Annotated in this window: 20 protein-coding genes; 13 read left to right on the top strand and 7 right to left on the bottom strand. The window is 71.5% G+C overall.

Annotated elements, in window-relative coordinates:
• Positions 1 to 551: 551 nt before the first annotated feature.
• The 5 genes from AC1PME_RS08390 to AC1PME_RS08370 all read left to right on the top strand — a co-directional run bounded on the left by AC1PME_RS08390 (position 552) and on the right by AC1PME_RS08370 (position 5171).
• The gene (locus AC1PME_RS08390) at positions 552 to 1028 is read left to right on the top strand and encodes an LEA/WHy family protein (protein WP_481097847.1); all 477 of its coding nucleotides are present in this window, start codon (positions 552 to 554) and stop codon (positions 1026 to 1028) included.
• A gap of 283 nt (positions 1029 to 1311) precedes the next feature.
• Complete coding sequence (locus AC1PME_RS08385) at positions 1312 to 1809, top strand: MarR family winged helix-turn-helix transcriptional regulator (protein ID WP_254461137.1); 498 nt, start codon at positions 1312 to 1314, stop codon at positions 1807 to 1809.
• Positions 1806 to 3974 (top strand): FUSC family protein, encoded by a 2169-nt coding sequence (locus tag AC1PME_RS08380; RefSeq protein ID WP_481097846.1) that lies wholly within the window; start codon positions 1806 to 1808, stop codon positions 3972 to 3974. Before AC1PME_RS08385 ends, AC1PME_RS08380 begins: the two co-directional genes overlap by 4 nt.
• Positions 3958 to 4164 (top strand): DUF1656 domain-containing protein, encoded by a 207-nt coding sequence (locus tag AC1PME_RS08375; protein WP_254461135.1) that lies wholly within the window; start codon positions 3958 to 3960, stop codon positions 4162 to 4164. The genes AC1PME_RS08380 and AC1PME_RS08375 overlap by 17 nt, the downstream gene beginning before the upstream one ends.
• 8 nt (positions 4165 to 4172) lie before the next feature.
• A complete protein-coding gene (locus AC1PME_RS08370; RefSeq protein ID WP_254461134.1) occupies positions 4173 to 5171 on the top strand; it encodes an HlyD family secretion protein in 999 nt (332 codons plus the stop codon).
• 484 nt (positions 5172 to 5655) lie between these two features.
• Here AC1PME_RS08370 and AC1PME_RS08365 read toward each other — a convergent pair whose 3' ends face one another.
• Both AC1PME_RS08365 and AC1PME_RS08360 read right to left on the bottom strand, forming a co-directional pair.
• A complete protein-coding gene (locus AC1PME_RS08365; RefSeq protein WP_481097845.1) occupies positions 5656 to 8133 on the bottom strand; it encodes a S8 family serine peptidase in 2478 nt (825 codons plus the stop codon).
• An 894-nt stretch (positions 8134 to 9027) separates the two neighbouring features.
• Positions 9028 to 10431 (bottom strand): S8 family serine peptidase, encoded by a 1404-nt coding sequence (locus tag AC1PME_RS08360; RefSeq protein WP_481097844.1) that lies wholly within the window; start codon positions 10429 to 10431, stop codon positions 9028 to 9030.
• A gap of 246 nt (positions 10432 to 10677) precedes the next feature.
• Here AC1PME_RS08360 and AC1PME_RS08355 point away from each other — a divergent pair, with 246 nt between their 5' ends.
• The 8 genes from AC1PME_RS08355 (at position 10678) to dxs (ending at position 21839) form a co-directional block, all read left to right on the top strand.
• On the top strand, positions 10678 to 11514 hold the full coding sequence (locus AC1PME_RS08355; RefSeq protein WP_481097843.1) for a DUF6689 family protein: 837 nt from the start codon (positions 10678 to 10680) through the stop codon (positions 11512 to 11514).
• 46 nt (positions 11515 to 11560) lie between these two features.
• The gene (locus AC1PME_RS08350) at positions 11561 to 12406 is read left to right on the top strand and encodes an FHA domain-containing protein (RefSeq protein WP_307549848.1); all 846 of its coding nucleotides are present in this window, start codon (positions 11561 to 11563) and stop codon (positions 12404 to 12406) included.
• Positions 12403 to 15639, top strand: coding sequence for a protein kinase domain-containing protein (locus AC1PME_RS08345; protein ID WP_481097842.1), 3237 nt, complete (start codon positions 12403 to 12405; stop codon positions 15637 to 15639). The genes AC1PME_RS08350 and AC1PME_RS08345 overlap by 4 nt, the downstream gene beginning before the upstream one ends.
• Entirely contained in the window at positions 15636 to 16355 is a 720-nt protein-coding gene (locus tag AC1PME_RS08340) for a sensor histidine kinase (protein WP_481097841.1), read from the top strand. Before AC1PME_RS08345 ends, AC1PME_RS08340 begins: the two co-directional genes overlap by 4 nt.
• 112 nt (positions 16356 to 16467) lie before the next feature.
• Positions 16468 to 17115, top strand: a complete 648-nt coding sequence (locus AC1PME_RS08335; RefSeq protein ID WP_254461127.1) for a response regulator — start codon at positions 16468 to 16470, stop codon at positions 17113 to 17115.
• Positions 17116 to 17217: 102 nt separating this feature from the next.
• On the top strand, positions 17218 to 19002 hold the full coding sequence (locus AC1PME_RS08330) for an acyl-CoA dehydrogenase C-terminal domain-containing protein (RefSeq protein ID WP_481097840.1): 1785 nt from the start codon (positions 17218 to 17220) through the stop codon (positions 19000 to 19002).
• Between the two features lie 113 nt (positions 19003 to 19115).
• Entirely contained in the window at positions 19116 to 19775 is a 660-nt protein-coding gene (locus AC1PME_RS08325; RefSeq protein ID WP_307549840.1) for an HNH endonuclease, read from the top strand.
• A gap of 150 nt (positions 19776 to 19925) precedes the next feature.
• Entirely contained in the window at positions 19926 to 21839 is a 1914-nt protein-coding gene (gene dxs / locus AC1PME_RS08320; RefSeq protein WP_481097839.1) for a 1-deoxy-D-xylulose-5-phosphate synthase, read from the top strand.
• A 120-nt stretch (positions 21840 to 21959) separates the two neighbouring features.
• Here dxs and AC1PME_RS08315 read toward each other — a convergent pair whose 3' ends face one another.
• From AC1PME_RS08315 to AC1PME_RS08295, 5 genes are all read right to left on the bottom strand, one after another.
• Complete coding sequence (locus AC1PME_RS08315; RefSeq protein ID WP_481097838.1) at positions 21960 to 23024, bottom strand: TraB/GumN family protein; 1065 nt, start codon at positions 23022 to 23024, stop codon at positions 21960 to 21962.
• Positions 23024 to 23494: a cupin domain-containing protein gene (locus tag AC1PME_RS08310; RefSeq protein WP_254461122.1), complete on the bottom strand. Its 471-nt coding sequence runs from the start codon at positions 23492 to 23494 to the stop codon at positions 23024 to 23026. The genes AC1PME_RS08315 and AC1PME_RS08310 overlap by 1 nt, the downstream gene beginning before the upstream one ends.
• Before the next feature lie 74 nt (positions 23495 to 23568).
• On the bottom strand, positions 23569 to 24360 hold the full coding sequence (locus tag AC1PME_RS08305) for a WecB/TagA/CpsF family glycosyltransferase (RefSeq protein WP_481097837.1): 792 nt from the start codon (positions 24358 to 24360) through the stop codon (positions 23569 to 23571).
• A complete protein-coding gene (locus AC1PME_RS08300) occupies positions 24347 to 25138 on the bottom strand; it encodes a polysaccharide pyruvyl transferase family protein (protein WP_429002508.1) in 792 nt (263 codons plus the stop codon). The genes AC1PME_RS08305 and AC1PME_RS08300 overlap by 14 nt, the downstream gene beginning before the upstream one ends.
• Before the next feature lie 39 nt (positions 25139 to 25177).
• Complete coding sequence (locus tag AC1PME_RS08295; protein WP_481097836.1) at positions 25178 to 26365, bottom strand: GumK N-terminal domain-containing glycosyltransferase; 1188 nt, start codon at positions 26363 to 26365, stop codon at positions 25178 to 25180.
• Positions 26366 to 26380 lie beyond the last annotated feature (15 nt).

Genomic DNA, 26380 nt, shown 5'->3' with positions numbered 1-26380 from the left:
CCGGGTCGACACGATGCTGTCCGCGTCCTCGGCATCCGGCCGGCGCATGGCAGGGACGCCTTGGCGATGGCGGCCGGCCGGAACGCCGAGGACGCTCTCCAGTCGCTGGAGCAACACGAGGTTGCCCCGTGCATTCCGAACACTTTCAGGCACGCGCGGGCGCGCGTGGCCAATGGGTTGCCTGGCCTCGGGAAGGATGGAGGAGGATCGGCGACGCTGACGGAACAACAGCCCGGCTAATGGCGCGCCCATAGACCGACGGCCTGACCCGAAGGGCTGGCGATGGAACGGACCATCGGCAGACGACGCCATCGCGCAGCCACGTCAGGCGTCGCATGCCGATGACGGGAGCGCTCGGCGCCAGGCCGGGGCGACAGGACAAGCGCCTCCGCCGCCCGTCGCGTCGCGGTGGCCTCCCGCGGCGGCGGCCATGCCGCCAACACGCCGCGGCGCACGGGTCCGCCCGCGCCGGTTCCGCCAGCGCCGCGCTACCACGGCATGCGGGGCTGTGGTGTAGTCTTCGCCGGTCTTCCCTTCCGTGGATTCCGCCCATGCGTCACCCGCTCCGCCTCGGCTTGCTCGTGTTGTGCACCGCCCTGCTCGGCGCCTGCAGCGACGGCATCGTGCGGCGCGTGTCCGACCCGGCCGCCAGCGTGCAGCAGCTGACGGTCAACATGGACGGCAGCTGGAAGGTGGAACTGCGCCTGCAGAACTACAGCAGCATCCCGATGCGCTACGACACCCTGCGCCTGGACCTGGGCGTGGGGGGCGAAGCGGCCGGCAGCCTGCAGGCCGCCCCCGGCATCTCGATCGGCCCGGAGACGGCGGACGTGGTGAGCATCGCGCTGCGGCCCAGTTCCAGCGCGCGCCTGGTCGTTGCCGATGCCCTGGCCGGCCGCCGCAGCCTGGAGTACACCCTCAAGGGCAGCATCGCCGCGACCCCGGAAGACAAGAAGCAGCGCAGCTTCGACATCGACACCCGCAACATGCTCTCGCCGGCGCCCGGCCTGGACGGCGTGCTGCGCTGACCACGCGGTGGCGCTGAAGCGCCCCCTGCTCCGCTCGCTCTAACACGACGCCCCGGCCTCCGGGGCGCAGCGCGCGCCTGCGCGTCGACCTGCGCTTCACCGGATACAGGCACCTTCTCGACCTGCCCCTCGGCACGCTAGCGCGCCGCCGCTTCGGCGCAGGCCCGTCCGCGCGTGCGCTGTTCACATCTGCGTCCCTGGCGCCGACCGCGTTCAGCCAGCATTACCATAAAATTAATACACAAATGTATTATCTATATATGTACAAGAACCCGAGCCGGCCATGAGTCGCTTTGCCGCCACCGAGCAGCGCCTGGACGTGACCGCGCGCAAGCATCCGCCCTTCCCGCGCGAAGCGGCGCTGCTGCTGCGGCTGATCAAGCTGCTGCACAAGCTGAGCCTGGACCAGAGCAACGAGGTGCTGCGGCCCTACGGCCTGACCTATGCCGAATACAACGTCTTGATGATGATCGACGCCAGCGCGGACGGGACCTTGAATCCGTCCCAGCTCAGCGACGCGGCCGGCGAGAAGTCCGCCAACATCACCCGTCTCACCACGCAACTGGTCGACAAGGGCCTGATCCAGCGCACGCCCAGCGCCGAGGACCGGCGCATGCTGTTGCTGCGCCTGACCGACGCCGGCGAGCGCCTGATCGAAGCGTTGATCCCGGCGCTGTGCGCCCAGCTCGACGCCTATGTCCAGCATCTGGATCCGGCGGCGATGGCGCAGTTGCAGACGCTGCTGAAGGCCTTGCTGCGCGGCGTCGAGGACGCCGCATGAGCGCGCCCCGGCCCAATCCCGTGCCCGCCGAGACCGCGCCGGGCCTGCGCACGCTGCTGGCCGATGCCCTGCGCGGCGAAGGCGAGGCCTGGCTGTTCGTGCTGCGCTCCCTGCTGTCGATCTATCTGGCCGGGTGGATCGCGCTGCGCCTGGATCTGGCCTCGCCGATGACCGCGATGATCACCGTGGTGGTGGTGATGCACCGGCAGACCGGCATGGTCTTCGCGAAGGCGTTCTATCGGGTGCTGGGCACGCTGATCGGCAGCGTCGCGGCGCTGACCATGGCGGCGCTGTTCCCGCAGGAGCCGGTCCTGTTCCTGCTGGCGCTGTCGCTGTGGATCGGCGCCTGCACCGGCGGTGCGCTGCTGTACCGCAACTTCAAGGCCTACGCCTTCGTGTTGTCCGGCTACACCGTGGCGCTGATCGCGCTGCCGGCGGTGAACCAGCCGCAGAACGTGTTCAACCTGGTGGTGGCGCGGGTGACCGAGGTGCTGCTGGGGCTGCTGGTGACCGGCATCGTCAGCGACGTGGTGTTTCCCAGCCGGCTGCGCCAGACCCTGCGCGACACCGTGCGCCGCGCCTCCGACGGCTTCCTGGACTTCGTCCGCGACGCCACCGGCGGGCAGCTGCCGCGCAAGGCGATGGAGCAGGCGCACCTGCGCTTCGTGCGCGACGCGGTGACCATCGAGGACCTGCGCAGTTCGGTGGTGTTCGAGGATCCGGAAGCACGCGCGCGCAGCGGGCGGCTGCGCCTGCTCAACCAGCGCTTCATGGCAGTGTCGACCAGCTTCCAGGCGCTGCACCATTACATCAACCGCTTGCTGCGCAATGGCGCCGCCGACGTGGCCAAGGCGCTGATCGGCCTGTACCGGCCGCTCAAGGCCGCGCTCAGCGACCGCGGCGGGCGCGAGGGGGCCGCCGCGACGGCACGCAAGCTGGCCGCCTGCCGCGATGCGCTGGCGACGCGTGCGGCCGAAGCGCGGGCACCGCTGGCCGCGGCACAGCACGAGAGCTTCGACACCGGGGTCTCGCTGCTGCGGCGTTTCTTCGCCGATCTGCACGACTACGTGGCGACCGAGGCGACCCTGGCCGCGCCGCAGCAATGGCGCACGCCGCAGGACCGTGGCGACACCGCCGTGTTCGTGCGCGGCAACGACTACGCGGCGGCGGCGCTGACCGCGTTGCGGGCGGCCCTGCTGGTGGCGTCGCTCTGCTGGCTGTGGCTCAACGCCGGCTGGGTCAGCGGCTCCACCGCGGTGCTGATGGCCGCGGCGCTGAACGCCATCCTGTCCTCCAGCGCCAACGCGCCGAGCGCCGCTCGCTCGCTGTTCAAAGGCTTCGTGTTCGGCCTGACCCTTGGCGTGGTCTGCCAACTGATAGTGCTGCCGCAGATGGACGGGTACTTGCTGTTCGTAGCGGGCACGGCGCCGTTCCTGCTGCTGCTCCTGTATCTGGCTTCGAAACCAGCGCTGTTCGGCTTCGCCACCGGCGGCAATCTCGCCTTCATCACGGTCCTGGGCGTGCAGGCCACGCCCACCTTCAACGCCAGCGCCACCTTCAACAACGTGATGCCGACACTGTTGGGGTCGCTGGCCGTGTGGGCCGCGTTCCTCCTCCTGCCGCCGGTGATCGGCACCCCGTGGCAGCGCCGGCGCCTGCTGGAGCGGTTGCGGCGGCAGACGGTGCTGGCGGCGCGCGCGCCGTTGCCGGGACTGGCGTTGCAGTTGGAGAGCGTCAATCGCGACCTGTTCCAGCAGATCGTGGCGCACACGCCGGCCGACAGCGACGAAATGCGCGAATTGCTCGGCTGGGCGCTGGCGGTGCACGAGACCTGCCGCGTCCTGGTCGATCTGCGCCACGATGCCGACGCCGGCGCGCTGCCGGCGGAGCTGGCGTCGGCGGTGGATGCGGTGGTGCAGGCCATGGCCCAGTTGTATCAGACGCCATCGCCGGAGCGGCATCGCGTGGCGCTGCAGCGCGTCGAGGCCGCGCTGGCAGCCAGTTGCCCGAACGGCGAGGTGCCGCTGCGCTGGAAACCGACCCGCGAACATCTGCACCTGGTACGCAGCGCATTGCTCGACGCCGACTCCGTCCTCGCCGCCCTCGCCGGCGACTCCGCCCCTTCCCCTACCTCGTCAGGAGCCAGCGATGCAGCTGCCCGCTGAAGTGTCGATCGCCGGCGTCTATGTGCCCGGCCTGCTGCTGGTGGCGGCCGCCCTGCTGCTGGTCGCCTGGGCGCTGGACGCGGTCGCCGGCCGCGCCGGCCTGTACCGCTATGCCTGGCATCCGGCCCTGTTCCGTCTGGCCCTCTACGTGGGCGCGTTCGCCGCGCTCGGCCTGCTTCTTCTTCCCTGAGTCCCGCCATGAAGACCCCTGCCCTGATCCGTTTCGCCCTGACCGCCATCGTGGTGCTGGTCGCCGCCCTGCTGGCGCATGCGCTGTGGCGCCATTACATGCTCTCGCCCTGGACCCGCGACGGCCGCGTTCGCGCGGAAGTGGTGCGGATCGCGCCGGACGTCTCCGGCCTGGTCGATGCGGTGGCGGTGCGCGACAACCAGCACGTCAAGCGCGGCGACCTGTTGTTCAGCGTGGACCGCAAGCGCTACGAACTGGCCCTGGAGAAGGCCCGCGCCAACCTCGCGGTCGCGCAGGCGCAGGCACGCGCGGCCGGCGCCAGTCTGTCGGCGGCGGCGGCCACCCAGGCGGCCAGCGAAGCCGAGTTCCAGATGCGCCGCGCCCAGGCCGAACGGCGCGCGCGCGCCGCGGCGGTGATCTCGGCCGAAGCGCGCTCGGACGCCGAAGCCACCGCGCGTTCGGCCCAGGCCGACGTGCACCGCAGCGCGGCACTGCGCGGGCAAGCCACCGCGGCGCAGGCGCAGGCGGTGGCCACCGTGGAGCAGGCGCAGGCCGCGCTCGACCTGGCCGAGCTGGATCTGCAGCGCACCCAGGTCCGCGCCACCGCCGACGGCTACATCACCAATCTGGACGTGCGCGTGGGCGACTACGCCCAGGCCGGCGGCGCCCGCCTGGCGCTGGTGCGCGACGACGCGATGTGGATCTACGGCTACTTCGAGGAGACCAAGCTGCCGCGCGTCCATGTCGGCGACCGCGCCGACATCCGCCTGATGAGCGGTGGCGTGATGCTGCACGGCCAGGTCGAGGGCATCGCCCGCGGCATCGCCGACAGCGACAACCCCACCGGCAGCTCGCTGCTGGCCGACGTCAGCCCCACCTTCAACTGGATCCGCCTGGCGCAGCGCGTGCCGGTACGCATCCGCATCGACCCGGCCAGCGTGCCGCAGGGCACCCTGCTCGCTGCCGGCATGACCGCCACGGTCAGCGTGCATCCGCGGCAGGACTGATGCGGCGCCCATGCGCGCTTCCCATCATCAGGGAAGGCGCGTGTGCAGGCGCGGCTTCAGGGTACCGCTACTATCGCCAGGACGCGTCCCGTAGAAGCGGCTTCAGCCGCGACGGGCATTCCCGGTAAACCGTCGCGGCTGAAGCCGCTCCTACGGTTGCAACGACGGATCCCGCGAAGCCGCGGCAACAGCGCGTTACTGGAAGTGCCGGTGCCAAGCGCCTGCAGCGGAACGCTAGTCACGGCGCAGGCGTTGCACCTGCGTGAGCAAGGCGCGTGTGTAGGAGCGGCTTCAGTCGCGACGCGCCTGGCCGGGAACGCCTGTCGCGGCTGAAGCCGCTCCCACGATTGCAACGACGGAACCCGCGAAGCAGTGAAAACAGCGTGTTACTAGGATGCCGGTGCCAAGCGCCTGCAGCTGGGCACCGGTCCATGGCGCAGGCGTTGCACCTGCGCGCATGGCCTCGTTGCGTTGACCGCGGTCCTCAGTCCTTGGCCTGCCGATTGACCCCGAGGAAGCGCCCGGCGATCACCGCATAGCCGCTGCGCGACACCGCGCTGCCGGGATCGAAGTACGCATGCAGGGTCGGCGACAGGTCCTGCGGCCCCTGGGTCACCGCGAAGCGCGCGTTGAGGATGCCGGCATCCAGCGCCAGCTGCACGTAGCCGCGCAGATTGCTCGGGATCGCCGCCACGTCCTCGATCGGCAGGCGCTGGTTGTTGTAGCTGACCGACAGCGTGCCGTCGAAGGCCAGCGCCTGCGTCTGCAGGCCCAGCGCCTGCACCAGCGAATACGCCAGCTGCAGCTTGCTGACGGCATCGTTGGGACGGAAATCGCCCGCGACCAGCCCCATCACCGCCGCCTGGTTCTGCTGCAGGTCGCGCAGCACCCCGCCCTTGCCCACCGCCGCCTCGGCGAACGGATAGGCCGGGTCGTTGCGACCGAGCCCGCTGAAGCTGGGCGTGGCCGGCAACGCCTGGCGCACGCCGGCGCCCATTACCAGATAGCGCGCCAACTCCGAGCGCTTGAGCGGATTCTGCGGGCGGAACAGGCCATCGGCATAGCCGTCGATCAAGCGGTTGGCGACCGCGTACTCGACCGCGCCGCGATCGCGATCGCCGCTGGCCACGTCGTTGAGACCGGTGTAGCCGCCGCTCAGCAGGAAGCTCAGGGTGCCGCGCACCGTGCCCGGGGCCGCCACGCCGTTGCTGCCCTTGGGCGCCACCTGCACGCCGCCGATCGATCCGATGCCGCGCACGCTGATGGTCCAGGTGCCCGGCTTGCCCGGCGCCCCGACGCTGACCGTGCTGCCCAGCAGCGGCAGCGCGATCGGCGAGCCGTGGCTGACGCCGTCCGGATCGGTCAGCACCAGCGCCTGGGTGTTGGCGTCGATGGTGGCCTTGGCGCTGACCCAGGCGACGTCCTTGCCGACGGTGAACGCCTGGGTCTGCGGCGTGCCCACCGGCGAGAATTGCACCTCGAACGGCTGGCTGCCGCCGGGCAGCACCAGCGCGTTGCTGTTGAACGGATGCAGCGCATTGACCGTCTTGCCGAAGCCGCTGCGCTGCTTGCTGGCTTCCAGCAGCGCGGCATAGGCGTTCACGTAACCGGCGCCGGCCTCCCAGTAGGTGCGGCCGGGGATGTTGGTGGCGGTGCGTTCGAGCAGGTCCTTGACCTGGTCCGGGGTCAGGTCCGGATTGGCCTCCAGCAGCAGCGCGACGATGCCGGCCACGTGCGGCGTGGCCATCGAAGTGCCGCTCATCGTGGTGTAGAACGGCAGCTGGGCCGGCGCGATCAGCTTGCTGTCCTTTTCCGCGGCCAGCGGCGGCAGCGCGCCGGTGGAATCGCGGGTGGAGACGATGTCCACGCCGGGTGCGGTGATCGTCGGCTCGTTCAGATAGGTCCAGGTCTTGCCGTCGGCCATGGTGAAGCTGCCGCTCTCGCCGCGTTTGCCGCGCGAGGAGAAGTCGGCCAGCGTGCCGTCCTTCTCGCCGGCGGCCACCGAAATCACCCACGGCGCCTGCGCGTACGGATTGTGCGTGTCCTCGTCGGGGCCGTCGTTGCCGGCGGCGAACACGCTGACGATGCCGCGCTTGTACAAGGCGTAGGTGGCGACGTTGACCGGGTTCTGCGGATCGAACTTGCCGGACGAGCCCCAAGAGTTGCTGGTGACGCGGATCGGATCCTTGAAGCTGAACTGGTGCGTGGCCGCATAGTCCAGGCCGCCGACCGCGTCCAGGATCAGCAGCACCGCGCCGGATCCGTAGCCGACCAGGCTGGCGCCGGTCGCCACGCCGCGGTAGTCGCCGTTGGACTGGGCGCCGGTGCCGCCGACCGTGCCGGCGCAATGCGTGCCATGGCCGGAGCCGAGGTCGGTATTGGGCACGCCCTCCACATAGGTGATCGGCAGCATCGCATCGACGTTGGCCAGGTTGGTGGTGCCCAGCACGTTCTGCACGACGCGGGTGCCGTAGGCCAGATCGCGATGGGTGGCATCGATGCCCGAGTCGTTGATCATCACCCCGACGCCGCGGCCGCTGTACGGCAGCGCGCGGCCGAAATCGCCGGGATTGCCCTGCGCGCGGTCCACGCCGGTCAGCTCGCGCGCTTCCTTGTTGAAGTAGCGCAGCGGCGCGTTGTAGTAGATCGAGGCGACGTCGTCGCGTTGCGCCAGCGCGCGGATCTCCGCCGGCGTGGCCAGCGCGCCGGCGATCGGCAGCGTGCGCATGGTGATCCCGCGGGTGATGCCCAGCGCGTGCAGCGCGGTGAGCTGCGAGGCGGAGACCGGCCCGGACTGGTCGTAGGTGATCACGATCTGCAGTTCGTCGCTGGCCGGCGCGCCGGCGAGCTTGGCCTCCAGCAACTGGTCCAGATGGGCGGCGGCCAGGGCGTCGCCGGCGAATGTAGCGCCGGCAAGCACGGCGCAGATGCCGATGGCAAGAATGGGACGGCGAATGGACATTGCAAAATCCCCGGATCGTCGAGGCCCGTAATGGGCGGTGGCCGAAGCGTGCCGGCCATCCCGATACGCGGCCAATCCGGCATCGCACCCAGCGCGACCGGGTGGAAACACTCAGCCGAGCGTGCCCAGCCACCACGGGGACGTGGCCACCGAACACCGGCGGCGCGCACAGGCATCTCAGGCACCTTGCCTGGTCGAGACTGCCCCTGGCACAGGTCCGCCAGCGCACGCCGGGAGACGCCGGCACACGCTGCCTCGGTCCGCGCGCGGCATGGCAGGCATGCCACCACGCCGTGTCGTCGCGTGCGATGCGTCGATGACAACGTTGGCTTCGGCGACGCGACAGCGTTGGCGAGAGCGGGCGCTGTTCGTCCATCCCGTTGCGCAGGTACAAGCGGCCACGCCCTGAACGACGGCCTGGCCGCCCTTGCCCGGCGAGCGGTAGCGCTCGGCTGCCTGCGGCAGGGTCACGGCGCGTGATCAGCGAATACCGCGAACGGAACCCGGACAGCGCACGTTCCGGGCAGCGGTGATCGACATGCGAGAAAGACCGGATCCGGCGGCGACCGGCCGGTCCGAGGCATGCGGCGCAGCGCGACGCAAAAAAGAATGCGGGACGTGCGGGGCCCCACCGATTCCCGAACGCCATTCCGGGAACGCTGGAACCCCGCACGCCCCAGCACGGGGGGACCGCGGCGGCCGGCCGATTGCGCTGCCCCACACCGACAGCGTGATCGAAGGCAGCCGCGAGGGCGTCGACGACGCCAGTCATGCGGGTGGAGCTGCACGCCGTCGGCCAAGGACGGCGCACCGACTACAGCGCAAGCGCAGGCATCACGCGCGGTTGCACTTGCGCGGTAGCGCGGGCGGACGTCGGCGTCCGCCCGGCCCGGATTACTTCTTGCTGGCCTCGAGCAGCGCCGAGTAGGCGTTGAGATAACCGCCGCCGACTTCCCAGGAGGCGCGTCCAGGCATCTTGGTCGCGGTGCGTTCGATCAGGTCCTTGACCTGGTCCGGGGTCAGGTTCGGATTCGCCTCCAGCAGCAGCGCCACCACGCCGGCCACGTGCGGCGTGGCCATCGAGGTGCCGCTCATGGTGGTGTAGAACGGCAACTGGGTCGCCGCGATCAGCTTGGCGTCCTTCTGCGCCGCCAGCGGCGGCAACAGGCCGGTGGAGGCACGGGTGGAGATGATGTCCACGCCCGGCGCGGTGATGCTGGGCTCGTTGATGTGGGTCCAGGTCTTGCCGTCGGCGGTGGTGAAGGTGTCGCGCTCGCCGGCCTTGCCACGCGAGGAGAAGTCGGCCAGGGTGCCGTCCTTGTTGCCGGCGGCGACCGAGATCACCCACGGCGCCTGCGCGTACGGATTGTGGGTGTCTTCCTTGGGACCGTCGTTGCCGGCGGCGAACACGCTGACGATGCCGCGCTTGTACAGTTCGTAGGTCGCCACGTTGACCGGGTCCGCCGGGTCGAACTTGCCGGACGTGCCCCAGGAATTGCTGGTGACGCGGATCGGATCCTTGAAGCTGTGCTGGTGCGAGGCCGCGTAATCCAGGCCGCCGACCGCGTCCAGGATCAGCAGCACGCCGCTGGAACCGTAGCCGACCAGGCTGGCGCCGGTCGCCACGCCGCGGTAGGTACCGCCGGACTGGGCGCCGTTGCCGCCGACCGTGCCGGCGCAGTGGGTGCCGTGGCCGGAGCCGGCGTCGGTATTCGGCACGCCCTCCAGGTAGGTGACCGGCAGCATGGAATCCAGATTGTGGAGATTGGTGTTGGCCAGCACGTTCTGCACCACGCGGTCGCCGTAGGCGAGGTCGCGATGGGTGGCGTCGATGCCCGAGTCGTTGATCAGCACGCCGACGCCGCGGCCGGTGAACGGCACGGTGCGGCCGAAATCGCCCGGATGGCTTTGCGCGCGGTTGACGCCGGTGGCCTCGCGGGCCTCCTGGTTGAAATAGCGCAGCGGCGCGTTGTAGTAGATCGAGGCGACGTCGTCGCGCTCGGCCAGTGCCAGGATCTCCTCCGGCGTGGCCAGCGCACCGGCGATCGGCAGGGTCTGCATGCTGACGCCACGGGTGATGCCCAGGTCGTGCAGGACCGTCAGCTGCGCCGCCGAGACCGGCTTGGACTGCTTGTAGGTGATGACGATCTCCAGCTCGTCGGTCAGCGGCGCGTTGGCCAGCTTGGACTCCAGCAGGCTGTCAAGATGTGCGGCGGCTTCGGCCTTGCCGCCGGCGAAGACGCCGCTGGCGAGGACGGCGCAGATGCCGATGGCGAGTGCGGGACGACGGATGGACATCTGGAATCTCCGGTTGGTGGCCCATGACGGGTGGGTGACTGCAGACTGAACCGGCGGCGCGGCGGCGCCTATCCGGGATCGCCCCTAGTGGGTATGAGTGGAAACACCCAGGACCGCGTGCATCGCGCGAACGGATCGGTATGATCGGGACGAAGGCAGCTGCCGCGCCGCGGTGCCGGGAGGGACGCGGCTGCGGTGCGCGGCGTCGGCACATGCAACAGGGGGTTTCAGATGCACACGTTTCAGATGCACACGATGTTCGCAAGAGTTTGCCTGCTGCTCTGCGCCGTGGCGGCGTCCGGCGGGCTCGCCGCGCAACCGCTGCCGGTGCAGGTGGACGTGAGCGGCAATGTGGCGACGGCGGCGATCGGCGCCGGCCCGCACCCGCTGGCGGAGCTGACGCTGGAGTTCGACAGCGTCAGCGACCTCAGCCCGGGCAATCTGGGCCTGAGCGCGGAACTGCTGAGCCCGGCCCAGGTCACCGCGCTGCTGCCGCGCCTGCCCGACGCGCAGGCCGGCCAGGTGCCGTCGCAGCTGCCGCTGTTGATCACGGTGGCGCCGCCGCCGAGCGGCGGCCTGTCGTTCCGACGGATCGTGCATGTCGAACTGCACACGCATGCACTGACCTACACCGCCGGCAGCACCCTGCGCCTGTTCAAGGCACCGGAGGGCGGCGATTTCCGCGACATCACCGACGAGATCGCCCCCGGCAGCGTCCGCGCCCGCGGCACCACCGGCGGCTTCTCGCAGTTCATCGTGCTCCACGACCTGCGCCCGACCGCCAACGTGGTGGCCACCAAGCTGAGCCGCCTGCGGGCGCTGGTGGCACAGTTGCCCGCCAGCGAGGCGGCGCCGCTGACGCCCCTGCTGGACAGCGTGCAGAGCGCACTGGCCAACACCGACTACAGCGCCGCCACGGTGGCGCTGGACGGGTTCCGCGAGCAGGTGTCGGCGCGCGCCGGCCAAGGCATCGCGCAGACCTGGCACGCCGGCATGAGCGTGGGCAATCCCGCAGGCGAACTGCTGGCCGGCGCCGCGACGCTACGCTTCTCCATCGACTACCAACGTCTCTACGCGCCTTGAGCGCGGCTGGACCGGCCACGCGCGCCGCGACGGAGGACATCCCGCAATGCCCGCGCGCCTGACCGCCTACCTGCCCGACGCGCCGGCACCGACGCTGCTGCTCGCCGCCGGGCAGACCCTGGCGATCGGCCGTGCCGCGGACAACGCGCTGGCGCTGCAACACCCCTCCGTGTCGCGCTGGCACGCGCAACTGCAGCCACAGGCCGACGGCCACTGGCAGTTGCACGACCTGGGCAGCAAGAACGGCAGCTTCCGCGACGGGGTGCGCGTGGCCGCGCCGATCGCGCTGGAGACGGCGACCTGGCTGCGCTTCGGCGATATCTACGCCGAGTTCGCTCCGCTCAGCGCGGCCGACGCCGAACTGGCCGAACACCGCCAGCGCGCCCGCTGCGACCGCGCCACCGCACTCACCCAGGGCCTGGCCCAGCTCGGCGGACTCGACGACCTGCTCGGCGCCAGCCTGGAGGCGGTGGTCGAACTGGCCCAGGCCGAACGCGGCGTGCTGGTCCTGGCCGAGCCCCAGGGCCAGCGCGTCGCGGCCAGCCACGGCACCGGGCCGCTGCCGCTGCAGCGCGGTCTGGCCGGCAGCGAAGGAGCCCTGCAGCGCGCCCTGCGCCACGGCCAGGCCACCGTGGCCCACGACGTCGGCGGCGTGCCGTGGCTGGCCGAGCGCGCCTCGGTCTGCGCCGCCGACCTGCGCACCGTGCTGTGCCTGCCGCTACGCGACGGCGCGCGCGTGATCGGTGCGATCTATGCCGACAGCCGCCGCGCCGGCAGCGCCATCGGCGCGCTGGACATGCAGTTGCTCGAGGCCTTCTGCGAGCGCGCGGCGCTGTGGATCGCCGCGCGCCAGGCGCTGCGCGACGCCGGCGCGGAACCCGGGCCGGCATGAGCGACGCCGCCACGTCCACCGGCCTGTACGCGCAGGAAAGCCTGGCCACGGGCGACGTGCTGGCCGGCCGCTTCCGCATCGAGCGCCTGCTCGGCATCGGCGGCATGGGCCTGGTGTACCTGGCCCACGACCAGGCGCTGGGCATCGACGTGGCGGTCAAGCTGCTGCGCCCGGAACTGGCGCAGCGGCCGCAGGCGTTCGCCCGCTTCCGCCAGGAACTGCTGCTGGCGCGGCAGGTCTCCAGCCCGCACGTGGTGCGGATCCACGACCTGGCCGAACACGCCGGGCGTTGGCTGATCAGCATGGACTACGTGGATGGCGAGTCGCTGGAGGCGCGGCTGCAGCGCGAGGAACGGCTGGACCTGGACAGCGCCCTGCGCATCGCCGGCGACATCGCCCGCGGCCTGCAGGCGGCGCATGCGCGCGGCGTCGTGCACCGCGACCTGAAGCCGGCCAACATCCTGCTGCAGCGCGGCGGCGATGCGCTGATCAGCGACTTCGGCGTGGCCTGTTCGATGGCCAGCAGCGGCCTCGGCGCGACCCTCGGCAACGTCATCGGCACGCCCGCCTACCTGTCGCCGGAACAGGCGCGCGGCGATCCGCTCGACCCGCGTAGCGACCTCTATACGCTGGGCCTGATCCTGTACGAAATGCTCGCCGGGCAGGTGCCGTTCGCCGGCGGCACCCTGTCCGAGACCCTGGCCCAACGCATGCTGCGCGAGCCGCCGCCGGTGGACCGGCTGCGCGCCGACGCGCCGGCCTGGCTGGTGCGGCTGCTGCAGCGGCTGCTGCGCCCGCAGCCGCGCGACCGGCTGCAGCACGCCGGCGAGGTGATCGCGGCGATCGAGCGGCGGCAACTGCCGCGCGATCGCCGGCGCTGGCGCCGGATCGGGCTGGGCCTGGCCGCGACCCTGGCCGGCGCCGCCCTGCTCGGCGCCGGCGCCTGGCAATGGCACGCGCAACGCGCCAGCACGCCGCCGCCGGTGGCCGCGGTGCAACCGCTGCCGCGCCTGCTGGTCCTTCCGCTGGCCGGCGATCCGGCCAGCGCCGAACAACGCCTGGCGCTCGGCGCCTGGTTGCGCGGCAGCCTCGGCGAAACGCTGACCGTGGTCGACGACGAACGCACCCGCCAGGCGCTGCGCCAGTACGACCCCACCGGCCAGGCGCCGTTGGACGTGGCGGCGCTGCGCCGGCTCGCCTCGGCGCAACGCGTGCTGCAGCCGAGCCTGCAACGCCAGGGCGCCGGCTGGCGCCTGCAGGCGCTGCTGTCTCCGGCCAGCGGCGCGCCGCAACGCCTGGACGGGCCGGTCGCCGCCGATCCGGCCGCGGCCTATGCCGCCTGGTTGCCGATCGCGTCCAGGGCACTGCTTCGCGATGGCACCGCCCTGCCCGACGACCTCCCCGCGCCCGCCGCGCTGCAGGCCTACGCGCGCGGCCTGGCGGCGCAGCAGCACGACGACAGCGCGCAGGCGCTGCAGCAGTTCGCCGCGGCCAGCGCGCAGGCCCCGCACTCCGCGCCGCTGCGCCTGGCCGAGGTGACGGCGGCGCAGGCCATCGGCGAGGAACAGAAGGCACACGAGGCGTTGAGCGCGCCCGTGCCCGCAGCGCCGGCGCGGCCGCGCACCCTGGCGCTGCTGGCGGCGCTGCGCCTGGAAGCCGAAGACGATCTCGCCGCCGCCGACCGCGCCTGGCAGGCGCTGGCCACGGCCCGGCCCGACGACAGCGTGGTGCAACTGCAGTACGCGCGCATCCAGGCGCAGGCCGGCCACCTGGACACGGCGCGCGGCCGGTTGCGCGCGCTGGCGCAGCGCGATCCCGACGATCCGCGGCTGTGGCTGGCGCTGGGCAAGCTGGCGATCCTCAGCGGCAACGCCGCCACCGCGGTGGACGACGACCTGCTGCGCGCGCAGCTGCTGTTCCGCCGCGGGCGCGACCTCTATGGCGAAGCGGAGACGGTGAACGCACTGGGCGTGGGCTACGGCCGCCTCGGTCTGGCGCAGCAGGCGCAGGCGCAATACCTGCGCGCCGTGGAGCTGCGCCGGCAGGTCGGCAATCGCCGCGGCGTCGCCACCAGCCTGCGCAACCTGGCCGGCACCCTCAGCATCGGCGGCGCCTTCGCCGAGGCCGAACAGCACCTGCGCCAGGCGCAGGCGCTGTACACCGAACTGGGCGACCGCAACGGCCAGGCCGCGGCCGCCAACGAACTCGGCCTGCTGGCCGAGGAGCGCGGCGACTACCCGCAGGCGCTGCAGGCGTTCCGCGGCGCGCTGTCGGCCTGGCGCGCGCTCGGCGATGCGCTCGGCGTGGCCGAGACCCTCAACAACATCGGTTTCGCGCATTTCCAGTTGGGCGACCTGGACAGCGCCCAGGCGTTCTGGGAACAGGCCGCGCGCGCCTATGCCGACCTCAACGACGCCACCGGCCGCGTGCGCACCGCGCAGAATCTCGGCCTGCTGGCCACCGCGCGCGGCCACTGGACGCAGGCGCATACCCTGCTGACCCAGGCGCTGCGCGAGGCCGAGCGCCACCAGATGCTCGAGGAGGTGGCGGTGAGCCGGCGCAACCTGGCCGAACTGGCGTTCTGGCAAGGCCAGCGCGGGGTGGCGCTGACCGAACTGGACCAGGCGCAACGGCTGTTCCAGCAGAGCCGCGACCAGCGCGGCCAGACCGACATCGCCCTGCTGCGCGCGCAAGTGTGGCTGGCATTGGACGACCGGGCGCAGGCACGGCTGGCGCTGCAGCAGGTGCAGCGGCAAGCGCCCGCCTCGGTGTCCAGCGAACAGCGCGCCAGCGCCGCGCTGCTGCAGGCGCAACTGGCCGAACGCGACGGCGACAGCGCCGCGGCCGCCACCGCGCTGCGCCAGGCCGAGGCGCTGGCGCGCGCCAGCGGCACCCGCCTGCTGCAACTGCAGGTGCAGGTGCAGGCGGCGCACGACGAACCCGCCCTGGCCGCGCTGGAGGGCGACGTCGCGCGCCTGGGCAATGCCGGGCTGCGCCTGCGCTTTCTGCAGCAGGCGCTGCGCTATGGCGCGGCCGACCAGGTGGCGGCGCGCTACGCGCAGGCGCAGGCCCTGCTGCTGCGCGGCACTCCGCTGTTCGCCGCGGCGCTGCACACCCAGGCCGCGCAGCGCCTGCAGGCGCTCGGCGACGCCGATGCCGCGCAACGTGCCCGCCGCGCCGCCGCGCAGGCCGCCAGCGGTTCAGATGTCGCGCGCGCAGGAACCACCCCATGAGCGAGGCCGCCACGACCGCCGCCGAACGCTACCGCCTGCTGCTGCAGCGCCTGGAAGCCAACGAACGCGAGTTCCGCCGCCTCGGCCGCGCCGTGGTCAAGGTCCAGGAGGACGAGCGCCGGCGCCTGGCGCGCGAGCTGCACGATGGCGTCGGCCAGAACCTGACCGTGCTCAAGCACCGGCTGGCGCAGCTCGGCGCGGCGCTCGGCGGCGCCGATGCGGCGCTGCGCGCGCCGCTGGAGGACGCCATCCACCTGTGCACGCAGGCGCTGGAGGACACCCGGCAGATGTCGCGGCTGCTGCGCCCGCCGATTCTCGACGACCTGGGACTGGAGGCCGCGCTCGGCTGGCTGGGCCGCAGCCAGTCCGCCGCCGGCGCCACCCCGGTGGCGGTGGAGATCGGGCCGCTGCCGGCGCTGGACGAAGCGCTGCAGACCCTGCTGTTCCGCAGCGCGCAGGAGGCGCTGACCAATGCGCTGAAGCACTCGGGCGCGCAATCGGTGCTGCTGCGGCTGGTCGCCCGCGACGGCTGGGCGCACCTGCAGGTGCTCGACGACGGCCGCGGCTGCGATCCGCAGCGGGCGCTGACCGCCGGCGGCAGCGGCCTGAGCGGCCTGCGCGAACGCCTACGCCTGAGCGGCGGCAGCCTGCGCCTGCAATCGTCCCCGGGCGAGGGCTGCTGCGTGCAGATCCGGGTTCCGCTGGAGGCCGATTGAACGCGCCCGCCCTGCCCCATTCCGACGCCCGCGCGGCGCTGCACACGCCGCGACCGGCCCCGCGACGGCGGCCTCCCGCCGCCCCCGGCCAACGCCACGGGAGCGGACCGGCATGACCGCGCCGATCCGTGTCCTCATCGCCGACGACCACACCCTGGTGCGCGAAAGCCTGGTCGCCGTGCTCGACGCCGTCGCCGGCATCCAGGTGGTGGCGCAGGCCGCCGACGGCATCGAGGCGCTGGCCAAGGCCGAGGCGACCCGCCCGGACGTGGCGATCGTGGACATCTCCATGCCGCGGCTCAACGGCATCGACGTGGTCCGGCGGCTGTGCGAGACCGTGCCGCTGGCGCGGATCCTGGTGCTGACCATGCACGAGGAACACGAGTACGTGCTGCACGCGGTGCGCGCCGGCGCCTCCGGCTACCTGCTCAAGGACAGCGCCAGCGCCGACCTGATCGCCGCGGTGCGCAACCTGCACGCCGGCCGCGGCCACTTCTCGCCGCAGGCCGCGCAAGCGCTGGTGACGCAGATGCAGCAGCCGCAGGCGCTGCCGCAGGACCCCTACCGCAGCCTGACCGCGCGCGAACGCGAGGTGTTCCACCTGATCGTGGAGGGTCGCACCACCAAGGAGATCGCGCGGGTGCTGCAGATCAGCGTCAAGACCGCCGAGAACCACCGTTTCCGCGTGCTCAACAAGCTGGGCATGCGCAATACCGCCGAACTGGTGCGCTACGCGGTCCGCCACGGCCTGCTCGACTGAACGACGCCGCGCGCCCGCGCCTTCGCCGCGGCTGCGCACACTCCATACGCCATAGTATCCTGGCGACCTCGGCCGCGCCGCGGCCCCGTCACGAGCGATCGCATGAGCACCTATCAAGCCCCGTTGACCGATCTCCGCTTCGCACTGCACGACGTGCTGCAGGTGGAGGCGCTGTTCGCCCGCCTGGGCCATGCCGACGCCAACGCCGAACTGATCGACGCGGTGCTGGAGGAAGCGGCGCGCTTCACCGGCACGGTGCTGGCGCCGCTGAACCGGGTCGGCGACGAGCACGGCTGCACCCTGGACAAGGCCACCGGCGCGGTGACCACCGCGCCCGGCTTCCGCGAGGCCTACCGACAGTTCGCCGAGGGCGGCTGGACCGGGCTGACCGCCGCCGCCGAGTTCGGCGGCCAGGGCCTGCCGCACACCCTGGGCGTGCCGCTCAACGAGATGGTCAACGCCGCCAACCTGGCCTGGGGCAACTTCCCGCTGCTGTCGCACGGCGCGGTCGAGGCGCTCAAGCAGCACGGCGAGGCCTGGCAGCAGGAGGTGTTCCTGAAGCCGCTGGTGGACGGCCGCTGGACCGGCACCATGTGCCTGACCGAGCCGCACTGCGGCACCGACCTGGGCCTGCTCAAGACCCGCGCCGAGCCCAACGCCGACGGCAGCTGGTCGGTCAGCGGCACCAAGATCTTCATCACCGCCGGCGAGCACGACTTCACCGACAACATCGTGCACCTGGTACTGGCGCGGCTGCCGGACGCGCCGGCCGGGGCCAAGGGCATCTCGCTGCTGGTGGTGCCCAAGTTCAAGGTCGCCCGCGACGGCAGCGTCGGCGAGCGCAACGCGCTGCGCTGCGGCTCGCTGGAGCACAAGATGGGCATCCACGGCTCGGCCACCTGCGTGATGAACTTCGACGGCGCCGAGGGCTACCTGGTCGGACAGCCGCACAAGGGCCTGCAGGCGATGTTCACTATGATGAACACCGCGCGCCTGGGCGTGGGCCTGCAGGGCATCGGCCTGTCCGAGCGCGCCTACCAGAACGCGCTGCGCTACGCCCGCGAGCGCCTGCAGTCGCGTTCGCTCAGCGGCGCCAAGCTGCCGGAGAAGCCGGCCGACCCGATCCTGGTGCATCCGGACGTGCGCCGCATGCTGCTGACGGTGAAGGCGCTGACCGAAGGCAGCCGCCTGCTGGCGCTGCATGCCGCCACCCTGATCGACATCGCGCACAGCGCGCAGGACCCGGCCGAACGCGAGCAGGCCGACGTGCTGGTCAGCTTCCTCACCCCGATCTCCAAGGCCTGCCAGACCGAGTGGGCGGTGGAGAACACCTACCACGCACTGCAGTGCTTCGGCGGCCACGGCTACATCCACGAGCACGGCATGGAGCAACTGGCCCGCGACGCGCGCATCACCACCCTCTATGAAGGCACCACCGGCATCCAGGCGCTGGACCTGATCGGGCGCAAGACCGCGGCCAGCCAGGGCGCCGGGCTGAAGCTGTTCCTGGCGCAGATCGAGGCGTTCCTGAGCGAGCACGCCGACAACCCGGCGGTGGCCGAATTCGTCGCGCCGCTGCGCGAAAAGGCCGCCGAGTGGGCGGCGCTGACCAAGCGCGTCCTGCAGCGCGCCGCCGGCAATCCCGAGGAGCTGGGCGCGGCCAGCTACGACTACGTGTTCTATTCCGGCTACGTGGTGCTGGCCTACTGGTGGGCGCGCAGCGTCGCCGCGGCCGAGGCCTCGGCGCACGGCGAGGCGTTCAAGCAGTCCAAGCGCGAGACCGCGCGCTTCTACTACGCCCGCCTGCTGCCGCGCATGCTGACCCACGCCGCGGCCATCGACAGCGGCGCCGCGCCGCTGATGGCGCTGGCCGACGCGCAGTTCTGAGGCGCACATTCACGTCCGAACGCCGCCCCGGCACGCACACCGTGTCGGGGTTGCACGGCGCGCCGCGGGCCGATACACAAACCGTCACCAATCGGGTATAAGCTGTCTTCCCGATGGAGACAGACACAACAACGCTTGGTCTGATCGATACCGGGGCCTGCGGCGCCTCGGCCGCGGTCCCGTCGCCTGCGGCGTCCCCTTCCCACCTGCCTTCGGTCCGGCTGCTGTCGCTGGACGCGCACGGCCGCGTGCTGGACTGGATCAACTGGCAGGATGCCGCCTGCCTGTACGCGCGCGGCGCGGTCGCCTGGACCCTGGGCGAGCCGTGCCTGCACATCCACGGCGGCATCTGCCGCGCCAGCGGCGAGCGCAGCGTGCTGGAGCTGCATCCGATCATCGCCGCGCGCGGCCATGCGCACGCGCGCGCGCTCGACCCCACCCCGACCCTGACCAACACCGCGCTGTTCGCCCGCGACGCGCAGTTGTGCCTGTACTGCGGCCAGCAGTTCAGCCGCCCGCACCTGACCCGCGACCACGTGCTGCCGGTGTCCAAGGGCGGCCGCGACACCTGGGAGAACGTGGTCACCGCGTGCTTCCACTGCAATTCGCGCAAGGGCAACCGCACCCCGCAGCAGGCGTCGATGCCGCTGCTGGCGGTACCGTACCGGCCGAGCTGGATCGAGCACCTGATCCTGTCCAACCGCAACATCCTGGCCGACCAGATGTCGTTCCTGAAGGCGCAGTTGCCGAAGCGCTCCAAGCTGTCGCGCTAGCCGCGCGGCGTCACGCCGCCCTCACGCCCGCTGCGACGGATTGCCGCACCCCGGCCGAAACAGGCCATCCCTGCGCCCGCGACTGAACGGGTTGATTGCGCGTGCCCGGAATGGAGAGGAAAATGACAGGTCCGCTGAACCTCCATTCCGATGATCGATCCCACCCGCTATCCGCGCCTCTCGCGCATCCAGGTCCCGGCCGAACTGCGTTGCTTCGATGAAGCGGAGCTGCCGGCCATCGCCGAGGAACTGCGCGCCTTCCTGATCGAGTGCGTCGGCAAGAGCGGCGGCCATTTCGGCGCCGGACTGGGCGTGATCGAACTCACCGTGGCCCTGCACTACCTGTACGACACGCCGGTCGATCAGCTGGTCTGGGACGTCGGCCACCAGACCTACCCGCACAAGATCCTCACCGGGCGCCGCGACCGCATCCACACGGTCAAGCAGGCCGATGGCGTGGCGCCGTTCCCCAAGCGCGAGGAAAGCGAATACGACACCTTCGGCGTCGGCCATTCCTCCACCTCGATCTCGGCCGCGCTGGGCATGGCGGTGGCGCTGCAGCGCAGCGGCGATGAGCGCAAGGTGGTGGCGGTGATCGGCGACGGCGCGATGACCGCCGGCATGGCCTACGAGGCACTGAACCACGCCGGCGGCATGGACCCGGAACCGAACCTGCTGGTGATCCTCAACGACAACCGCATGTCGATCTCCGAGGCGGTCGGCGGGGTCACCAAGATGCTGGGGCGGATGAGCGGCAGCAAGACCCTCAACGCCATCCGCGAGGGCGGCAAGAAGATCCTCGGCGACAAGAAGAGCAACCCCACCGCGCGCTTCGTGCGGCGCTGGGAAGAGCACTGGAAGGGCATGTTCGTGCCGTCCACGCTGTTCGAGGAAATGGGCTTCCACTACACCGGCCCGATCGACGGCCACGACCTGCCGGCGCTGCTCGGCGCGCTGAAGACGCTCAAGACCCTGAAGGGTCCGCAGTTGCTGCACGTCATCACCACCAAGGGCAAGGGCTACGAGCTGGCCGAGGGCGACCAGATCGGCTACCACGCGGTCGGCCCGTTCGACCCGAGCAAGGGCCTGGTGCCCAAGCCGGGCGCCAAGGCCCCGACCTACACCGACGTGTTCGGCGACTGGATCTGCGACATGGCCGCGGCCGAACCGGCGCTGCTGGCGATCACCCCGGCGATGCGCGAAGGCTCAGGCCTGGTGCGCTTCAGCAAGGAGTACCCGCAGCGCTACTTCGACGTGGCGATCGCCGAGCAGCATGCGGTGACCCTGGCCGCGGGCATGGCCGTGCACGGCGCCAAGCCGGTGGTGGCGATCTACTCCACCTTCCTGCAGCGCGGCTACGACCAACTGGTGCACGACGTGGCGCTGCAGCAGCTCGACGTGCTGTTCGCGATCGACCGCGGCGGCGTGGTCGGCCCGGACGGGGCCACCCACGCCGGCAACCTGGACTTGAGTTTCCTGCGCTGCGTGCCGCACCTGGTGGTGATGGCGCCGGCCGACGAAGCCGAATGCCGGCAACTGCTCAGCACCGGCCTGCGCCACCGCGGCCCGGCCGCGGTGCGCTACCCGCGCGGCACCGGCCCCGGGGTCGCCCCGGGCGACACGCTGGAGCCCCTGCCGATCGGCAAGGCGCAGCTGCGCGCGCAGGGCCACACGGTGGCGTTGCTGGCGTTCGGCGCGACCCTGGCGGCGGCCGAACAGGTCGGCCGCGAACTGGGCCTGAGCGTGGTCAACATGCGCTTCGTCAAGCCGCTGGACCGGACGCTGCTGCTGGAACTGGCGCAGAGCCACGACGGCTTCGTGACCATCGAGGACAACGTGGTGGCCGGCGGCGCCGGCGCCGGCGTGGCCGAACTGTTCAATGCCGAGGGCGTGCTGCGCCCGATCCTGCACCTGGGTCTGCCCGACGCGTTCCAGCATCACGCCAGCCGCGAGCAGTTGCTGGCCGAAGCCGGCATCGACGCCGCCGGCATCCGCGCCGCGGTGCTGGCGCGCTGGCCGCAGCTGGCCGCCAGCGGCACCGCGCCGCGCACCGCCGCGGGCTGACGGCGGCGGTCACCGCGAGCGCTGCTGCACTGACTGCTGCGCGACGCGACGCAGGCGGTCCGCACGCGTCCCGACACCGCGCGCACGCCAGGGCGGCCCATCCCTCCCAGATGACGCGCCCTAGGGCGCGATCACCTCGTCGCCGCGGGCGCGCAGCCGATCCAGCGGCCCGCCGGGTTCCTGCAAGGTCCGCATCGGCAGCACCGCGAAACTGGAGCGGTGCTGCGCCAGCGCCCGCTCGGCCGCCTGCAGCCACGCCGCCTGCGCACGCTGGCGCACGTCGCCCAGGCCGAGCTTGCGCGCGATCGCCGCTTCGCCGACCGCGTCCAGGCAGACCCGGTACTGATCGTTGCCGGGCAGCGTGGCCAGCGTGTCCAGATCGCCGATGGCCCAGGCGTTGGCGCGCTGGCGCATCGTCTCCAGGTCGCGGTCGATGACCTGCAGCGTGCGCGCAAAGCAGGTGTTGTCGTTGAGCGACGTCGCACGGAATTCCTGCAGCGCGTGCTTGGCGTCGGGCACGCTCACCTCGACCACCACAGGCACGATCGGCACCTTGGCGCGTTTGGCCGCGCGCTCGACCACCGGCTGCACGACGCTGCCCAGGACCAGGCCGGACTTGCGCATCGCCGCTTCGTACAGTTCCTGTGCGGCGAACACCGGCCGCCAGCGTTCCACGCCGCCGTCGCGGCCCAGGTAGCGCGCCTTCAGCGGCAGCCAGCGCGCGTACAGCTCGGGCGGCAGGACTTCCTGCAACGTGCGGTCGTCGGGATTGCGCCGCGCCTTGAGCAATGACGGCAGCAGCAACATGGTGCGGAACATGCCCAGGTTCGAATGCAGCGTCACCGTCGGCGCCGCAATCACCTGTTGCGATTCGGCGATCACCCGCTCCACTTCGCCCGATTCCCACTGCATGCGCCGGGGCAGCGGCGACACCGTGCCGAGGATCCACAGCACGTGGTCGCCGCGGCGAACCTGCCACAGGCCGGGGCCGGGCTGGCGCCCGCTGACCAGCACCGCCTCCAGGTCGACCACCGGTGGATTCGTTGGCGCGGCCGGCACCGCGGTCTGCGCCTGCGCGGCGGGCATGCCCGCCGCCAGCAACGCCGCAGCCAGGCACACCGCCGGCCCGATCCGGCGCCCGACCGCTTGCAGCGCGGTCGCCGCGCGCTCCGGCCGCAGCGGCATCAGCCCGCCAGCTTCGGCAGGTGCGCGGCCAGCGGATCGGTGTCCGCCAGCAGTTCGAAGCGCTCCCACAGGAAGCCCGGCGCCACCACGCAGCGCACCAGGCAGTAGTCGGCCAGCGGACGCGCCGCCTGCCAGGTGCCGGCCGCGATCACCACCGACGGCATGCCGCCGCGCTCGCTGGCATCCAGCCGGTAGCGCTGCAGGCCATGCTGCGGATCGAAGCCGAGCAGTTCCAGCGCCCCGCCCTCTTCCCATTGCCAGGTCTCGTCGGCATCGATGCGGTGCCAGTTGCTGACCTCGCCGTGCGCCAGCAGGAAGCGGATGGCAGTGCAGGCCGGGCGCAGCGTCTCCTCGTGTTGCACCTGCAAGGCCGAGGTGTGCACGCGCGCGTAGCGCCCGCCTTCGGGGTGCGGGAGCAGGGACAGGTCACGCACCAGGGCGGCGATTCGGAAAGCGGCGGCGCTGGACATGCGCCCAGTCTAATCCGGCACATGACCGTGCGGATGTCAGGCGACGCCATTTCCCCGGCCATGGCCGGCCGAGGTCACGACGGGCGCAGCGAGTCGCGCACGGGCGGCACCGCGCTCAGGCGCCGACCATGGCGCAGGCACAGGGCGAAGAACACCAGCAGGTCCCAGCTGTAGCGCTTGAGCAGGCGCCGCGGCTCGCGCAGCAGACGATAGATCCATTCCAGGCGCAGCCGACGCACCCAGGCCGGTGCGCGCCGGGCGGTGCCGGACAGGAAGTCCAGCAGCGCGCCCACGCCGAACGCCAGCGGCACCTGCAGCTGCGCGGCCTGCTGCAGCAGCCAGCGCTCCTGCAGCGGATTGCCGAAGGCCACCAGCAGCACATCGGCGCCGCTGGCGTTGATGCGCGCGGCCAGGCCGGCGCCGGCGGCGGCGAACTCGGCATAGCCGTCGCAGGTGCCGACCACCTCCTGTCCCAGCGTCTGCCGCAAGGTCCGCGCCGCGGCCTCGGCCACGCCGGGGCGGCCGCCGAGCAGGAAGAAGCGCAGCGGGCGCGGACTCTTCCGGCACAGCGCCGGGATCAGGTCGGTGCCGTTGAGATTGCCGGCGAAGCGGCGGCCGTGCACCAGCAGCGCGCCCAGCTCCATGCCGATGCCGTCGTTGACGATGCACACGCCCGGCGCCATCAGCCCTTCGCGCAGGGCCTGGCACTGCACCACGAAGTTGGTGTTGGCGAAGAACACCTGGCGGCGCTCGCCGCGCGCCAGCGCCTGCAGCAGCGTGGCGACGAAATCGGTCTCGGTGCTGCGCAGGATCGGATAGCCGCCCAGCGCCAGTACCGCGTCCTCGGCGCGCTCACCAGAGGTCATGCGGAAAGCTCTCCAGCAGGCCGCGCTGCACCGCGGCCAGGTCGAACACGGTATTGCCGCCCAGGGTCACGCACTCCTCCACGCTCCGCCCGGCATGCCAGCGGCTGCGGCCGGTGCCGGCGTAGTAGTCATCGTACTTGAAGCGGTCCTCGCCGTTGCCCCAGTCCAGGTACACCGACGGCACGCCGTAGGCCTCGGCCAGGATCAGGCCGTGCAGCGAACTGGACACGATCAGGTCGGCACCGAGCAATTGCCGCACGAAGGCGGCCGGCTGCCGGTTCGGCAGCACCAGATGGTCCTTGTAGCCGGCGTATTTCTCCAGCGGTTCGTTGAAATGCGGCACCACCAGGAACGGCCGCCGTGCCGGGGCCGGCGCCAGCGCTTCGCGCGGGAAGAACAGCGGCATCAGCAGGCCCGGGTCGCCGTACACCTCCGGCACCCGCAGGCCGCGCTCGCGCAGGAACGCGCGGGTCATGGGGCCGCGCACGGCGCGCACGTCGAGGTGGCGGAAGCCATGGCGGTCGGCGGGGATCTTGCCGTTGACGCCGCTGCCCCAGACCGTGTCGCCGTCGCGGGCGAAATGCAGCACCGAGCCGATCGCGATCAGCCGCGTGCGTTTGTCGCGCTTGTCCAGCAAGGTGCGGTCGCGCTGGCCGAGTACATTGGAGACGATGATCTTGGAAAGATGATCGCCGACGTTGATCTCGCCGTTCTTCGGCTTCCACCAGAACAGCGCCCGGCGCTCCTCGTAATCGATCCATTTTTGCAATGCGGACATCAGTCCTCCTTGGTTGCGCAGGGTGGACGGTGAAACGCGCTAGGCCACGCCGTCGGCGAACAGGCGCGTCTCCGGATAGGCGGCCGGGTCCAGGACCCGGTCGGTGGTGTCGGACCAGCTCAGGCACTGGCGATGGCGCACGTGCGGCGCCTGCAGCGCCTGCCCGATCGCCGCGACGATGGATGCTTCGTCGCCCGGGGTGTAGCCGAAGCGCGACGGATAGCGGCCGACCACGGCATTGGGGCACACCGCCGGCAGGCCGAAGAAGTCGTACTGCAGCAGCTTCATCGAGCTGTCGGCCAGGTAGGCCGGCACCTGCTCGGAGGCGTACGGGGCGATGCCGAAGCGGGCATGCTTGATGTAGCGGATGGTCTCGGCATGCTTCATCTCGCCATACACCACCACGTTGTCGCCGTAGCCCGGTGCGCGGCCCATGCCCGAGCCGATGACGTGGAAGGTGACCTGCGGGAAGGCGCGGCTGGCGGCGACGAAGAAGTCGGGATCGAACAGCATCGAGCCCACCGCCACCGCATGGATGCCCTCGCCGTACGGCGACGGGTCGCCGAGCGTGTGCAGGTCGTGGTCCACGCCGTGGCCGACGTGGTACACGTTGTGGCGGCTGGCGACCTCCTCGGCCATCGCCGGCGACACCAGCGCGATCACGTCCAGGCTCGGCGCCACGCGGTCGAACTCGCGTTCGATGTAGTCGGCGACGTTGATCGTGCTCAGGCCGTCGGAGGCGCGATACACCTTGCGTGCGGTCGGATTGATCCGCGCCGCCAGCGCGATGAAGGCCACCGCGATGCCGCTCTCGAACACGATCACGTCGGCCTCGCGCATCCAGCGGATCAGCGTGGCCGGCGCGCGCGCCGCGTACAGCTTGAACATCAGGTCTTCCAGCGGCCGCAGCCAGCGCCGCCGGGTGTTGAACGGATGCAGCAGCGCGCGCCACAGATAGCAGTCCACGCCGTTGTGGCGGACCACGCGGTTGGCGCTGGCGTCCAGCGGCAGGCGCAGGTCGCCCTTGAGCCGCGACAGCAGGCTGTAGCGCAGCGAGAAGAAGCGCGTGGTGCCGCGCTTGGCCAGCTCGTCGGCGATGAAGTGGATGTTGGCACGACGCGGCGTACGGTAGTCGTGCGCCGACAGCACCAGGTAGCACGGTGCACGGCCGCTGGCGGCCGCGGCCGGCGCGGACGCGGACAGCGTCGCTGCGGAAGAGTCGCTCATGCCGTCGCTCCTATG

Source organism: Xanthomonas sp. NCPPB 901, from assembly GCF_056725085.1.
Note: the sequence above shows the minus strand (reverse complement) of the source record. Positions and strands in the feature narration are given on the sequence as shown.

What these genes read in the sequence shown, in the direction of transcription:
- AC1PME_RS08390 (WP_481097847.1), top strand. Translation starts at nt 552, where the DNA reads ATGCGTCACCCGCTCCGCCTCGGCTTGCTCGTGTTGTGCACCGCCCTG.
- AC1PME_RS08385 (WP_254461137.1), top strand. Translation starts at nt 1,312, where the DNA reads ATGAGTCGCTTTGCCGCCACCGAGCAGCGCCTGGACGTGACCGCGCGC.
- AC1PME_RS08380 (WP_481097846.1), top strand. Translation starts at nt 1,806, where the DNA reads ATGAGCGCGCCCCGGCCCAATCCCGTGCCCGCCGAGACCGCGCCGGGC.
- AC1PME_RS08375 (WP_254461135.1), top strand. Translation starts at nt 3,958, where the DNA reads ATGCAGCTGCCCGCTGAAGTGTCGATCGCCGGCGTCTATGTGCCCGGC.
- AC1PME_RS08370 (WP_254461134.1), top strand. Translation starts at nt 4,173, where the DNA reads ATGAAGACCCCTGCCCTGATCCGTTTCGCCCTGACCGCCATCGTGGTG.
- AC1PME_RS08365 (WP_481097845.1), bottom strand. Translation starts at nt 8,133, where the DNA reads ATGTCCATTCGCCGTCCCATTCTTGCCATCGGCATCTGCGCCGTGCTT.
- AC1PME_RS08360 (WP_481097844.1), bottom strand. Translation starts at nt 10,431, where the DNA reads ATGTCCATCCGTCGTCCCGCACTCGCCATCGGCATCTGCGCCGTCCTC.
- AC1PME_RS08355 (WP_481097843.1), top strand. Translation starts at nt 10,678, where the DNA reads ATGCACACGATGTTCGCAAGAGTTTGCCTGCTGCTCTGCGCCGTGGCG.
- AC1PME_RS08350 (WP_307549848.1), top strand. Translation starts at nt 11,561, where the DNA reads ATGCCCGCGCGCCTGACCGCCTACCTGCCCGACGCGCCGGCACCGACG.
- AC1PME_RS08345 (WP_481097842.1), top strand. Translation starts at nt 12,403, where the DNA reads ATGAGCGACGCCGCCACGTCCACCGGCCTGTACGCGCAGGAAAGCCTG.
- AC1PME_RS08340 (WP_481097841.1), top strand. Translation starts at nt 15,636, where the DNA reads ATGAGCGAGGCCGCCACGACCGCCGCCGAACGCTACCGCCTGCTGCTG.
- AC1PME_RS08335 (WP_254461127.1), top strand. Translation starts at nt 16,468, where the DNA reads ATGACCGCGCCGATCCGTGTCCTCATCGCCGACGACCACACCCTGGTG.
- AC1PME_RS08330 (WP_481097840.1), top strand. Translation starts at nt 17,218, where the DNA reads ATGAGCACCTATCAAGCCCCGTTGACCGATCTCCGCTTCGCACTGCAC.
- AC1PME_RS08325 (WP_307549840.1), top strand. Translation starts at nt 19,116, where the DNA reads ATGGAGACAGACACAACAACGCTTGGTCTGATCGATACCGGGGCCTGC.
- dxs (WP_481097839.1), top strand. Translation starts at nt 19,926, where the DNA reads ATGATCGATCCCACCCGCTATCCGCGCCTCTCGCGCATCCAGGTCCCG.
- AC1PME_RS08315 (WP_481097838.1), bottom strand. Translation starts at nt 23,024, where the DNA reads ATGCCGCTGCGGCCGGAGCGCGCGGCGACCGCGCTGCAAGCGGTCGGG.
- AC1PME_RS08310 (WP_254461122.1), bottom strand. Translation starts at nt 23,494, where the DNA reads ATGTCCAGCGCCGCCGCTTTCCGAATCGCCGCCCTGGTGCGTGACCTG.
- AC1PME_RS08305 (WP_481097837.1), bottom strand. Translation starts at nt 24,360, where the DNA reads ATGACCTCTGGTGAGCGCGCCGAGGACGCGGTACTGGCGCTGGGCGGC.
- AC1PME_RS08300 (WP_429002508.1), bottom strand. Translation starts at nt 25,138, where the DNA reads ATGTCCGCATTGCAAAAATGGATCGATTACGAGGAGCGCCGGGCGCTG.
- AC1PME_RS08295 (WP_481097836.1), bottom strand. Translation starts at nt 26,365, where the DNA reads ATGAGCGACTCTTCCGCAGCGACGCTGTCCGCGTCCGCGCCGGCCGCG.